Origin of the sequence: Flavobacterium sp. ZT3R18 (assembly GCF_007097385.1) — a bacterium.
Lineage (GTDB): Bacteria > Bacteroidota > Bacteroidia > Flavobacteriales > Flavobacteriaceae > Flavobacterium.
Genome location: NZ_VJZS01000016.1, coordinates 99272 through 113866, shown reverse-complemented (window position 1 = coordinate 113866; position 14595 = coordinate 99272). Strand labels below are relative to the sequence as shown.

Annotated in this window: 5 protein-coding genes; 2 read left to right on the top strand and 3 right to left on the bottom strand. The window is 37.9% G+C overall.

The window, feature by feature from the left end; translation table 11 throughout:
* Positions 1 to 856, top strand: an 856-nt coding sequence (locus FNW52_RS15685) for a T9SS type A sorting domain-containing protein (RefSeq protein WP_143378374.1), incomplete at its 5' end; no start/stop codon positions are given.
* Between the two features lie 177 nt (positions 857 to 1033).
* Here FNW52_RS15685 and FNW52_RS15680 read toward each other — a convergent pair.
* Together FNW52_RS15680 and FNW52_RS15675 are read right to left on the bottom strand one after the other, a co-directional pair.
* Complete coding sequence (locus tag FNW52_RS15680) at positions 1034 to 8365, bottom strand: LamG-like jellyroll fold domain-containing protein (protein ID WP_143378373.1); 7332 nt, start codon at positions 8363 to 8365, stop codon at positions 1034 to 1036.
* Between the two features lie 368 nt (positions 8366 to 8733).
* Positions 8734 to 12063, bottom strand: a complete 3330-nt coding sequence (locus FNW52_RS15675; RefSeq protein ID WP_143378372.1) for a T9SS sorting signal type C domain-containing protein — start codon at positions 12061 to 12063, stop codon at positions 8734 to 8736.
* 693 nt (positions 12064 to 12756) lie between these two features.
* Between FNW52_RS15675 and FNW52_RS15670 the strand changes: the two genes are divergently transcribed.
* A complete protein-coding gene (locus FNW52_RS15670; protein ID WP_143378371.1) occupies positions 12757 to 13230 on the top strand; it encodes a regulatory protein RecX in 474 nt (157 codons plus the stop codon).
* 150 nt (positions 13231 to 13380) lie between these two features.
* On the opposite strand, the gene FNW52_RS15665 is transcribed toward FNW52_RS15670, so the two are convergent.
* Positions 13381 to 14565: a beta-ketoacyl synthase N-terminal-like domain-containing protein gene (locus FNW52_RS15665; protein ID WP_143378370.1), complete on the bottom strand. Its 1185-nt coding sequence runs from the start codon at positions 14563 to 14565 to the stop codon at positions 13381 to 13383.
* Between the last annotated feature and the right edge of the window lie 30 nt (positions 14566 to 14595).

Genomic DNA, 14595 nt, shown 5'->3' with positions numbered 1-14595 from the left:
AGTAGGCACACCAACTGGAATAAGAAGTGACGCAAAATTACTTACGGAACTTTATCCAGTGGGAATCACAACAATCACTTGGAATGTAAGTGATGCCAACGCAAATGCGGCGGTTGCAGTAACTCAAACGGTAACGGTTAGCGATAATGTATCGCCAACGGTTTTAACTCAAGACATCACAGTTGGCCTAGATCCTAATGGAAATGTATCGATAACAGCGGATCAAATCAATCACGGAAGTTCTGATGCTTGCGGAATTGCTTCGGTAATTGTTAGTCCAACTAATTTTGATTGCACCAATGTGGGGCCAAACACCGTTATTTTGACAGTAACAGATGTTCATGGAAATGTATCAACAGCGACTGCAATAGTTACTGTAAATTCATTAAGCATCAATACAATTACCCGTAATTTAGATACTTTAACAGCTGATGAAGCTGGTGCTACAACGTACCAATGGATGACTTATAATGGTGCTATTTATGCAAATATCCCTAACGAAACGAATCAATCTTTGAGTGTAAAAGCAGCAGGATCATACGCAGTAGACATTACCAAAAATGGTTGTACCCAAAGAAGTGTTGTTTTTGACATGACTACATTAGGGAACGCAGCTTTCGAATTTAAATCAAATCTAAGTGTATATCCTAATCCGTTTAACGATGACATTTCTATCACTATTGATTCTAATGCAAAAGTGGAGATTTATACGATTTTGGGAGAAACAATTTATGCCAAAAAAATTAATTCAGGCACTACCCAATTGGATTTAGGGAACCATGCAAGCGGCATGTATTTAATAAAAGCAACCAACGAAAACAACCAATCGAAGATGGTTAAAGTAATTAAAAAATAAGTTATATTATTAGCTTTTTATTGGATGAAACTTATAGAGATACATTTGCTGATCTTCCTTTATTTTCAAAACTGACACGTAATCTCCAATAAGTTCCACAAAAAGTTAGGCATAAAAAAATCCCATTCTGATGATTCAGAATGGGATTTATAAATTTAGGCTTGCTCTATTTTTTCCTTAAAAAACGATTTCTTTGGTAATCCACTTACCATTGATTAACTGAGTTAAAACTATTAAAAATTGATCGCTTGAATCCAAATTATAGATAACAAATTCATTTTTATTTACATGTTCATTTTGATAAAGCAATCTACCTCTCAAATCATAAACCATAACCGTTCCGATAGTTTCATCAAATGAATTAATTTTTATTTGATGATCCTTTACAGATACGACTACCGCTCTTCCTTTATTTTCAAAACCATCTATACCTAATGTAGTACCTCCTCCTATATTTGGATCCGTTACCACCGGAGTAGTCACAACCGGAGTAGTTACAACTGGAATAGTCACGATAGGATCTGTTACCACTGGAGTAGTCACTATTGGATCAGTTACAACTGGAGTAGTCACAACTGGATCGACCACTACAACTGAATTATCCGTATAACGTAACACAAAACGATCATTGAATACCCCTTTAAGAGTAGAAAAAGAGTAAGCGCCATTCTTCAAGTTGTGAATAACATTGGTAACCTTATCTTCAACAAAAACCGTTTGGCTAGCCAAAACTCCATCTACTTTATCGATACTTATCGCAAACGTTCCTTCAACAGTCGTTTTATATCCTAATGGTACTTTATCCGTTTTTTCAAAAGGCAAAGCACGCCCTTGAATTACTAAATTCTTACTGTCATTAATACTGTAAAAATCGATGTATTTATTGCCATCAAAACTTTCCCCATCAAAAGCAATATCATTTCCAAGAGTGGCTCCAGTAACGTAACCTACTAATGTTTGTTTGAAAGCTCCTTTGTCATTGGTTAAATTTAACCAAACTCGGTGTTTCACTATAGCTGTGTTTTTAGAGTTGGTTCCTTTAAAGAATTGGGCGTTACTATTGGCAACACCTACTCGCATGCTATTGTTAAAAGTAACATTCCCAGTAAAGCCTGCCCCTCTTTTTGTTACTGTAAAAAAAGATTGACCAGCTGCTATATTGCCACTTGGCGCTAGACCTCCACTAGCCGCTGGTAAAGTATTCACTCCACCAACTCCATTATAAGAAGCATAATCTGTAGAAGAATACACTAAATTTGAAATGGCTGTATTGTGCGTCCAGAAATAAATCGTTCCATCAATTTCTTTATTGTTTGCTGCTAAAAAGTCATCTGCGCTCATCGCGGAAGGATACGGATTCCCGATTAAGTTACCATCTCCATTAGTTGTGCCAATTGACAATGAATAAGCCCCATTATTAGGAACTCCTTTAAATTGTACTGGTTGTGCATAAGGAAAACTGACCATCTCACCATTAGGCCAAGGAAGACCTCCATTATCTTTTGGCGTTCTTATAATATATCCTTTTCCAACTACCATTGGCGTAACCCCTGGTTCTATTTTCCACGAATTATTTACATAACTAAAATATTTATCCCATAAAGTGTTTGGCGATAATACATTCAGTTTTTGTCCAACAACAGGCGAAGACCAATAGGTATAATCGAAGTTCTTCATGGCTTTCGCATTACGCTTATAGACAATATTACCCGTATTGCTAGCTGCATCATTGACCTGTACCAAACTTGCATTGTTCTCGAAAGTTAACGTGCTCGTAGGGTCTACATTCAGTCCGTTTTCAACCTTTAAAATAGCGGTGTCGTTTGTTCCACCTGGAACACCAACCACCACATTTACTCCTGGATTGATTTTACAAGAACAAGCGTTTAATTGTGTTGTTATGGTAAAAGGACCATTAAAAACAACTATATCAGTCGCTGTTGGCGGTGTAGTGTCTAACGTTTTAGACCATTTTGTTCCATCCCAAGTATTGGTAATTGGTGCATTGATTGAAACTGGAGTTCCCAATGAAATACATCCAGAACCGTTTTTTACCGTTACCGAATAAGCCCCAACTATCACTCCCGTAAATACTCCAGAAGAATTAGAGTAATCTAATCCATCTATACTATAATTCATTCCCGTTGGTACTGTAACCGTAATAGTTCCTGTTGGCACCACACAAGTAGGCTGAGCCGTAGCCGATGTTGTTGGAGCAGCTGGTAAAGATATAATCGTAACACTTACAGGATTTGAAGTAACTGGAGAGCCACAACTACCCGTAACTACTACAGTGTAACTACCTATATCTGTTGCGGTAGGATTTGTCAAAGTTAGAGTAGCAGTTCCTTGTCCGCTAATTACTCCTCCATTTAGGACCGCAGACCCGTCTTTTTGCCATGAATAAATCAATCCGTTTCCAGTAGCCGCAACAGTTATACTTTGCGTTCCTACTCCTGAACAAGTTGCTGCTGGAGCTACAATAGGACTGCTTATAGTAGCAGCATTTGCAGCATTTACTGTCCAAGACCCCGATTTTGGACATCCTTTTAAAGATGTTGTTAAATTATAAGTCCCAGGCAATAGTCCCGTTAAATTTATCGAACTAGAGCTAAATCCGGCAGGTACAGAGGTCCAACTGTACACATAAGGATCTGTCCAAACAGGCAGAGTGTCTCCTTTTAATGTACCTTGCGGAGCTGGAATTCCTACAGATGAAACCGTTGTTCCTACTCCCTCGCTTAAACTATAACCGGCAAGTAATCCAACTTGTTTTGTATTATATGCTACAAATCCTGTAGCTAATCCCTGTAACTCTTCAGCGGATAGCGCACGACTCCAAAAACCTAAATTAAAAACCTCTCCCGACAATCCTACTCCTCCAGCATCCATAACTCCCCAACCTATTTTAGTTGAATAATTTGTATCAGTACCGTAATTCCCAGTTGCTCCACCCCCTGTAGCCCGCAAAGCACCATCTATATAAAACTGCAAGTTTGTTCCATTCCCCACTACTGCAATATGATGCCAAGCATTATCCGTTGGGTAACTACTCAAAGGCATATCCACTTGTCCGCCACCTGCTGTCCAACATCTTAAATTATTTGCTTCAAAACCAAATTCTACTACATCGTTTTGTCCAAACAATGACATTCTGTTTATATACTTACTCTTGTCGAATTTTATCCAACCTTCGGCTGTAAATTGGGCTTTATTAGATAATAATGGTGTGCCAAAATCTACATGAGAATCTATTGGAGTGATAGAACCAGAATTAGCATTCGTATTAGTAAACTTTAATGAAGCTGGATTTAGCGCATTAGTAATTGTTATAGCACCTGTCGCATCAGTTGGACACAAAGCATCCGTAACAGTCGCAGTTGGATCTGGCGGCATACTATAAAATAACACACTCGTATAGGCAGCAGTGATAGTTGCAAGACAAGTATTAGCATCCGTTACCGAAACCAAAGTATAGGGGGTTGTCGTAGTTGGTGTTGGACTAATTAAAATAGACGAACCGCTGTTATAGTTAGTAACCACTGTATTTACTCCCGTTATCTCATTCTTGTAAACTACAGTAAATGGCCCTGTACCACCAGTAACAGTTACCACTAAGTTAACCGCTGCTGTTGTCGTATTACAAACACTATCACTACTACCAATTACAGCAGTATAAGAAGTACAAGCATTTGAGGCTACATTTATAATTCCAGTAACCCCAACTGTAGAAACAAAATAGGTAGCAGTTTTATTAGTTGCAGCCGAAGCTGTACCTCCCCAACTTCCAACTACCGCAATGGTATTCCCTAGAGTAAGTTTTTGTACTGTGTGGATAAAAGTTACCAAATTGGCAATCACTCCTGAACGAATAGTAAGATTATTAGTGACAGCAGTTCCAACTCCAAATGTCTTAGTGTTACCTCCTGAAAGCAGTAAATTGTAATAATTCAGGTTAATGGATCCTAAATTTTGTGGGTTAGTACTATTGAATTCAACTGTACTTGTACTAGCTGTGAATGTACCGCCAGCACCAGCAACATTACCGCCAATTTTTAACACACTAGACCCTCCGTCTAAAGTCCCGGCAGATCTAGTCCAATTTCCTGCAAACGTATGGGTTAATCCCGCACCTAAATTTAGTGTGCCTGAACCGTTTATAGTTAAACCCGTTCCAGAAATATTACCTACAAAAGTTGCTATTCCACTCGTTTTAGTCATAGAAACCGTACCTGTTGTGATAAATCCAGCAATATTTTGAGTTCCTGTACCCTCAACTGTTATATTTGAACTTCCAGCTGAAAAAGCACTTAAACTTCCACTTACAAAGCTGCCGCCTAAATTTAAATTTAAATTATTAGAATTTAAAGTAGCTCCATTACTAATAATTAGTGGCGCATTTAATCCCATTACTTTTGCCGTATTCATAGTAATGGCTCCTGTATTTGATATTGCTACCCCTCCTGTTGCAGAAAAAGTTGCTGGCCACTCTGGTCCTGCTGTTCTTACCGTAGTAGTATAATACCTCAAAAGAGCGGCTGCAGCATAAGTAGGCGCTGCAGTAGCCGTAGCTGTTTCCTCCATAGAAAGAACTTCATTAACCGTAACTCCTGTTGTTGTTTTTGCTCCACTTCCTGATAATGTTAAGTATGAGTAAGTAGTAGCTTTTACGGTTTGCGCTCCCGCTCTATTATAATTTACTATATTTCCAACTGATGTTGCAGTAAGCGTACTAATTAAACAAGTCCCTCCAATAGTTAGTGTCTTTCCTGCTGCATTCGTTAGTATTCCTGTTCCAGAAAGCGCGGTAGAAACAGAAAGGACTCCGTTATTAGTATAGCTACCAGTCACAGACATAGTAGGTATTGATATTGAACTAGATCCACTACCGCTAATGTTTTTTACGCCACCAGTAAAAGCATGAATACCTGTTGTATTGGTTGCCGCTGAATAGGTTCCGTTATTTATTAAATTTCCTGCAAAATTTATTGCAGCTATAGCCGTTTCATTCCAATTACCACCAGGATTAATAGTTACATCTCCAGTAAATGTTTTAGTACCACCATCCCCAAGGATTAGTGTTCCAGTAACAGAGGTCGTCCCTGTAAATGTTTTGGTGCCGGTACCTCCAAGCGTAAATGTTCCTACCACTGCTGTTGTACCTGTAACTACAAGTGTATTAGCCGCTGTTGTTGTCAAATTTGCTCCTATGGCAACATTAAGATTTCCACTAATGGTAACCCCAACGTTCATCGTTGTAGTGCCAGAATTGATATTCAAATTAGAAAATGTTGTTGCCGTAATCCCTCCAATAGCTTGCGCTCCAACTCCAACAAAACTAAGTGTACTAGCAGCTCCAGCTGTTAAGGTCCCGTTTTTTGTAAAATCTCCGCTTATGTTTAATAAAGTGGTTGCGCTATTTGCTAATGTTAAAGTAGCCAAAGCATTAATCGTTATATTTTTGCAAAGAGCTGTAGTTGCAGTAGCAATAGTTGGCTGGTTCGGCGTTCCTGTTGGTATCACAACATCTGTTGATGCTGTAGGGATTCCTCCACACCAGTTGGATGCTGTATTCCAATCTGTACTGGTAGTACCTGTCCAATATCCCGCTGTACAAGTAGTCGTAGAAACATTTATTACTCCTGTCGTTGCTGCAAAAAAAGTATTATTTTTATTTAAAGCTGTCGAAGTTGTACTTCCCCAAGTTCCTGAAGATGTAGTAGAAAGACCAAGAGTTAAAGAATTTGCTGGATGTATAAATCCAGTTCCTAAATTAGCACTTACTCCTGTAGCTATAGTCAAATTCCCTCCAATAATTGTTGTTCCGCCAAATGTTTTTATACCAGTCCCCGCAAGATTTAGGTTATTATAGGTGCCATCTGCAACAGTTTGTGCTCCACCACGATCGTACTGTACCGTTCCAGTACCAGCCCAATTTTTCCCCGAAGGAATTGGATTTGCAGTTGCATTTTGTGTTCGTATAGTTCCTGCATTCGCAATTGTAGTAAGCGAACCTAACAACTGATTCGTGCCCATATTTAAGGTTCCTCCCGCTGTCGTATTCAATGTTCCGTTTACCGTTAATATTCCAGCAGTTTGTATTCCGCTAGTATTACCAAAAGTAAGATTATTATAAGTACCTGTTACTATGGTCTGTGCTCCAATTGATTGATCATACTGTACTGTTCCTGACCATGTTAGTCCCGAAGGTAATGGAGTTCCAGTTGCATTTTGTGTTCGTATAGTTCCCGTATTGGTAATTATTGCAGTAGGCCCTACCAATAATTGATTGGCAGCCATATTCAAAGTCCCTCCCGCAGTAGTAGTCAATATACCGTTTACTGTTAAATTCCCAGCAGCAGTTTGTGTTCCGCTAGAATTACTCATAGTAAGATTACTATAACTATTACTCTTTATAGTTTGCGCTACACCATTATAATTTACTGTATTACCAGCAAATGTTGCAGTAAGCCCTGTAATAGGTACGGTTGCAGCACTAATATTCAACTGACTTGTAGCCGTTGCGTTATTAAAAGCTGTAATAGTCCCCGAACTGGCAAGATTAACCGTTCCTCCCGCATTATTGGTAATCCCGGCAAATGTCCCAGAGCCATTAAGATTAAGCGTCCCTGTATTGGTGAAATTTGCAGCCATAGTACTAATTGCTCCCACTCCATTTATAATTGCTGTTCCTGCATTTGTAAAAGTCGTAATTGAGGAAGTCCCACTAATAATAAGTGTCTTTCCTGCTGCGTTAGTCAACGTACCTGTACCAGCAAGTCCCGCCGAAACAGTAAGCGTGCCATTATTTGTAAGAACAGTAGGAACTGTAACTGTCAGATTTGGTATAACCAATGTTCCTGTTAACGATTGAACAAGAGTTGTGTTAAATAACTGTACTCCTATACCCGCATTAAAAGTGCCATTGTTTATAATTCCTCCTTTAAAAGTTATTCCAGAATTTCCTGTATTATTCCAAAGCCCCCCAGGATTTATCGTAACTGACCCTGTATATTGTTTAGCCCCTGTAAGATTATTATGGATCAAAGTCCCTGTTACTGAAGTAGCATTTGTAACTGTCATTGTAAAACCTCCCACTACCAAAGTTGCTCCTGATTCTATGTTCAATAATGTACATGTAGCACCATCAGCAGTTGTGGTAACAGTGTAACCGCTCTTAATGAAAACCGTATCACCCAACGGTCCCCCTGCGGGAACACTCGCGCCAGGAGCGCCTCCAGGAGTTGCAGACCAAGTTGCTGTGCTATTCCAATTACCACTCGCAACAGAATATCTATTAGCTGCAAATACCTGATTAAAAGAGCCAAGCATTAAAAACAAAACAATTAAAAGATGTTTTAATTTATCGTTCAACACACTTTCAAATCTAATAGTTGTATTCATCCTACAAACACGAATGTTTCTTTGTAAAAATCGCACTATTATTTCTTGCAAAGTATTCATCTGGGAAGAAAAAAAATCAACAACACTAAGTATAATTCTATTCATATTCTTGGGGGAATTTTGAGGTATTTAGTCGTATAATTTTAATAAAGTGAAAAGTTTATTTAAAAAAGCATACTATAATCTATGCGCTTTTTGTAAAAAATAATTCGCTTTTCTACACTATATCTTGTCATGCTAATGCAAAAACAGGTATTTATACGTGCCAAAAATAAACATTAAAAAATTATTTCATCTATAAGTTTCAAAAATCGCGCATTAATCTTCGCTAAATAACTGAAATTCATTCTTTTTGTAGGTTTTGGATTCTAAAAAAAAATCATCATAAATTGAACAGCCCCCAAAAAGTTAGATACTATTTGGAGGCTGTTCAAAAATTGAAAATTAGGTTTTTTTAAGGAACACCTAATTAGTTAAAAAACTATTTCAATGGTAAACCATTCATCATTTTTAAGCAAGGTTTGCACTATTAAAAATTGTTCGCTGGAATTAAAATCAGGAATGCTAAATTCATTGCTATTCACATTTTCTTTTTTATATAGTAGTCTTCCATTCAAATCATAAATCATAAGTTTATCCATTATTTCATTAAATGAATTGATTTTTATTTGGTGATTTTGAACAGAAACAATCACTGGTCTGTCTAAAATAGCAGTATTAAGAACACTTGCAAGAATAACATTATCTGTGAATCGCAATACAAAACGATCATTAAATGTTCCTATGGAGGTAGAAAAAGAATAAGGCCCTTTTTTAAGATCCACAACAACCCCTTTTACTTTGTCTTCCACAAATACGCTTTCATATGCCAAAATTCCATCTACTTGATCGATACTTATCTCAAAAGTTCCTTCGATAGTCGTTTTATATCCTAATGGCACTTTATCCGTTTTATCAAAAGGCAAAGCACGCCCTTGAATCACAAAATTCTTTTTATCATTAACACTATAAAAATCGATATATTTATTGCTATCCAAACTCACCCCATCAAAGGCAGAATCAAACCCATTGGTTGCTCCTGTAACGTACCCCACTAACATTTGCTTGAAAGCCCCTTCGGTATTGGTTAAGTTTAACCAAACACGATGCTTTTCTATGGGAACAGCTTTTGATTGAGTCCCTTTAAAAAATTGAGAGTTTTTATTTACTAGACTTACCCGCATACTGTTATTGAAAACTACAGGCCCAGCTCCGCCGGTACTTTCCGCGAAAAAAGATTGCCCGGCCGCTATATTTCCTGATGGAATATTATTATTTGCCCCTCCTGTACTACCACTTGGAGCGGCAAAGGTTCCAACTCCTCCTAAATAATTATAGGAAGCAAAATCTGTTCCAGAATATCTACCGTTGGCAATAGCCGTATTGTGCGTCCAAAAATAAATCGTCCCTCCTAATCTTGAATTATTGATACTGTTTTCTAATAAAAAGGCATCTGCACTCATGGCGCATGGATATGGATTTCCGATCAGATTGTTATATCCCACAGGGTCAATTGGCAACGAGTAAACTCCATTATTGGGAACTCCTACAAATTGAACGGATTGTATATAAGTTGCTCCTGTCCAATATTCCCCGTTAGGATACGTAATATCGGGCTTTGGAACTCTAATAATATACCCTTTCCCTGCAATCATTGTGCTTAGCCCGTCTAATTGAGTTACCCAATTATTTAGGGAATAACTAAAATACTTATCCCGTAAGGTGTTTGGAGATAAAGCTTGAAGCGTTTGCCCTGCGACCGGTGAGGACCAATAGGTATAGTCGTAGTTCTTCATGGGTGTTGTATTGCGTTTATAAATGATAGTTCCTGTATTGACAGCTGCATCATTTACCTGTACCAAACTCGCATTGTTCTCAAAAGTCAAAGTTCCAGTTCCTGCAACGGCCAATCCATTTTCTAATGTCATAACGGTACCAGAATCAACCTGAACAGCGATTCCTGAATTTATTTGACAAGAACAGGCGTTTAAACTAGAGGACAAAGTTGCATTTCCAGTAAAAATAATTTTTTTGCTACTATCAGGCATACCATTATCCCAACTACTACCATCTGAGGTTTTAGTAATAGTTACGGAAGCAGTTCCTACATTTGAGTTTGCGCTTACTGCACCACAGCCATTTACTGTTCTAGCTCTTACATAATAGGTTACTCCAGGAGTCAAGCCGTTTACAACCACTGAAGGAGTAGGTGTTGGGGCAACAGATATATCTTGATAACCTGATATAAAAGTTCCAAATAAAGGATCTAAAGAAACATCAAATTTATAATTGGCGGTATTCGCAACTGCAGCCCAAGTTCCAGTAACCACAGTTTGATTACACGCTAAAACAATATCGGTCAAAACTGGAGCAACAGGTATTCCGGATTCAACTATCATTGTCACAACATTTGCGGTTGCTGGACTTCCCGTTAAACAGGGAGTCGCATTCGATGTCATAACACAAGTTACATAATCACCGTTTGCTAAAGCTGAGTTTGTGTAAGTTGCTGAATCTGTTCCAACACTTCCTCCATTCAGTTTCCATTGATAGAACGGAGTTGTCCCGCCATTGCTTGGAGTAGCCGTAAAAATAACCGATGTTCCTGGGCAAATCGCTCCAGATGGAGAAGCATCAATACTTACACTGGCCGCTAAACTTGGATTCACTGCCATTATCACAACATTTGATGTAGCTGGATTTCCTGTTATACAAGGAGCATTTGATGTCATATCACAAGTTACATTAGCGCCGTTTGCTAAAGCTGAGTTTGTGTAAGTTGCTGAATTTGTTCCAACATTTCCACCATTCAATTTCCATTGATAAGCCGGAGTTGCCCCTCCATTGGTTGGAGTAGCTGTAAAAGTAACCGATGTTCCTGAGCAAATCGCTCCTGATGAGGAAGCCGCAATGCTTACACTCGCTGGTAAATTAGGATTTACCGTTGCTACAATTGCTTTTCTAGGTGTTGTATACCCAAAACTGTAAGTAGCTTCAACATAATATGTCGTAGTTGTAGATATTACGGAGGTAGTATATGGATTTGAGCTTGAAATTGATGAACCACCACTCGGAACTGTGTACCAATTAATAGCTGTTACTCCTGATGAGGGGAGGGGAGTTGCTGTAATCACAAAACTTCCAGATTCGCAAACAGCTGTTGGCGATATTGAAGCATTAACAACATAATAACCACCATTATTTATTAGATCACTAAAAGTATATTCTGCCGGTGGACTTCCTGTACCAGTACAATATGCTAAAGCAAGACCCCCAATCGAAATTTCAATATTATTATTACAGGTCCCACTTCCGGGTGTTGGTAGGCCACCTATTCCAACTTGAATAGTTGCATTTGCTGGCAATGCCAAAGTAACTTTATTATGAAAATCAATATTGGCATAAGGAGTAAGACCAGCAGTAACTATAATACTTTGTGTATTAATTGTAAAAAGACCACCGTCTTTTCCTCCGTCCAAAACTAATGTACCACTAATTGTAAGTGAGCTCATTGTAGTTGTCAAATCAGCCGTACCCATTGTTATAGTATCACCTGACTGAATAAGAACAGCACCCGTACCTACTATTTGTCCAGGATAATTTGTTGCAGGCACCCAAGCAGAACCATTATAATACAACCAACTAGAAATGCTGGTCCAGTTTCCAGTTGTATTTACATTGGATTGATAGTCCCCTAAAACTGACCCAAATGCAGTATTCGTAAAGAAGCCACATAAAAATATTGAAAGTAAGAGTGTTTTCATAAAGGAAATTTTACGTTAAATAAAGTAATTTTTCTTACAACAAAATAATAGTATCATGTTAAAGTTACATGATACTATTAAAAATGAACCATTAAATCGTCAAATTACTTTTATTTTCGTCAAATGGTATGTAGTCTGATTATCAGCATTTTAACACTGTCGAAAAGAAAAGAAATATACATCTTAATAAAAACACAACTGTAAGATTCTTCTCTTTTGAAATAATAATTTTTTTCTTTTTAAATAAAAAAACTTAAATTTCAATTTTCAGCAACAAAACCAATGTATGAAATGAGGATGTTCGTAAATTGGCCGCAATTGAAAATACTTCGTCAGTTCGCCCATTGGCTCGGGTCATAGAATACCAAAATAAAATAGTAGCCGATGAAACAAACACCAATGCTAATATGCGAAACGGAGTTCGATGACTGCAATAAAACATAAACGGTCATCAATTACATATGACCGATAAAAAAATATTAACATATGAAATCCCCATGACTGAAGTTGTCGCAAACACCAATGAAGATCTGGCGATACCATATTCCAACAAAAACAATATTATCTACATATGAAATCCCTATTAACAACAAGTTTGTGCATACAAACACCGATAAATAAAAAGGCGACCCGAACGATAGCGAACTGGCGAAGCATAACATATATGCCCTCTAATAAATAAATTTCACATATATGAAAGACATTTTCTCCATCAAAGAAGCCAAATTAAAAATAGAACATTTTTGTGCCTATCAAGAGCGGTGCCACGAAGAAGTGGTTTCTAAATTATGGAGTATGAAATTGGACCAAAACGAAATCGACGAAGTTATCGTGCATCTTATCGAGCACAATTTTCTCAACGAAGCCCGATTCGCCTGTAGTTTTGCCAGAGGAAAACACCGCATCAAGAATTGGGGTAAAATCCGAATTACCAATGAATTGAAAATGCGTAAAATTGGTCAAAACCTCATTAATCTTGCCCTAAAAGAAATCACTCCCGAAGAATACTTAGAAACATTTGAGAATTTAGCCGTAAGAAATTGGAAATCCATACCTGAGAATAACATACTCAAAAAACGAAAGAAATTTTGCGATTATATGTTAAGACGAGGATTTGAGAGCAATTTGATTTACGATAAAGTACGGGAATTGGAGAATGAGAAATAATCGATTCTTTTTTAGCCATATATGAAATGTAAGTTCATATAAAAGGATACTATAAAACTTCTATGTCTTTATATTTCTTACACTTGCACTGAGCGAAGTCGAAGTGTGGTTAAGCTTTAGACGATGTGTTTGCCTGCAACACCCCAACTTTTATAAACTTAAAAGCACACTTACTGCATTACCGCCAAAACCAACTGCATTGACTAAGACCTTCTTGATTACCTTGTCAGGGTTTGAAACCCTGACAGGGTAATCAAGAAAAGGAACTCCGATGAACTGATTGTGTTGCATCATCAAAATAGCCATTTCTATACTCAAAATTCCTGAGGCGCCAAAAGTGTGTCCAATTTTCCATTTATTGGTGGTCAATAAAGGCAAGCTTTCGCCAAAGACTTTCTGGATAGCTACATATTCTGTTAAATCTCCTTTTATCGTTCCGGGCGCATGCATTACGATGGCATCGACATCAGAAACATCTATATTTTGTAACGCCATTTTCATCGATTTCTGAAAACAAGTCGCTTCTGCCGAAATAGAAATGTTGTGTTCTAAAATCTCTGTAGCATAACCAATACCTTCAATAAAAGCGATAGCATTTTCTTTTTTTCCTATTTCGAGACAACACACTCCTGCTCCTTCTCCCAAAATCATCGAGCTTTGTTTTTTATCCAAATCCAAGGCTCTATTGGGATATTCATCAAGCTCAGGTTGATCCTTTTTTTTCTTGTAGTAAATTTTCAAGGCTCGCATTTGTCCGATGGTAAAATCGGTCAAGGGAGCTTCACTTCCTCCCACCAAAAACTTATCAGACATACCCGCTCTTAACCATGCTACCCCGTTGAGTACAGAGTGTAAAGCCGTAGAACAAGTGATAGAATGCGAAATTTCGGGTCCAGTGCTTTGCAAATCATGCGCTACCCACGAAGAAATATTTCCCAGAGTGGTGGTGGGCGAAGCCAAAGTTTGCGCCTTACCTGTTTCTAAGTATTCTTGATAATGTTTTTCGAATAAATCGGTTGCCCCACGAGAAGAACCTATGTTAATTCCAAAAACAGCGTCTTTTGTCCAACCTGCTTTTTCTATGGCTTTGCGAGAAGCGACCATCGCATACAGAACTGATTTGTCTAAGGCTTTGTATTTAATATCCGATTGCCGTAAAGCTTCAACTTCTGCGATGGAAAAAGAATCGAGAGTGGCAACCAAAGTAGTTGCATGATCTAAATAATGTTCCGAAAAACAAGTGTTTTCCGAAAGGTAATTTTCCCAAATGCTTTTTGATGAATTTCCTAATGGCGAAATAGAAGCTATGGCTGTTATGGAGATAGTTTGTGGCAATTTTATATTAATTACAAACCCGACTGGTTA

What these genes read in the sequence shown, in the direction of transcription:
- FNW52_RS15680 (WP_143378373.1), bottom strand. Translation starts at nt 8,365, where the DNA reads ATGAATAGAATTATACTTAGTGTTGTTGATTTTTTTTCTTCCCAGATG.
- FNW52_RS15675 (WP_143378372.1), bottom strand. Translation starts at nt 12,063, where the DNA reads ATGAAAACACTCTTACTTTCAATATTTTTATGTGGCTTCTTTACGAAT.
- FNW52_RS15670 (WP_143378371.1), top strand. Translation starts at nt 12,757, where the DNA reads ATGAAAGACATTTTCTCCATCAAAGAAGCCAAATTAAAAATAGAACAT.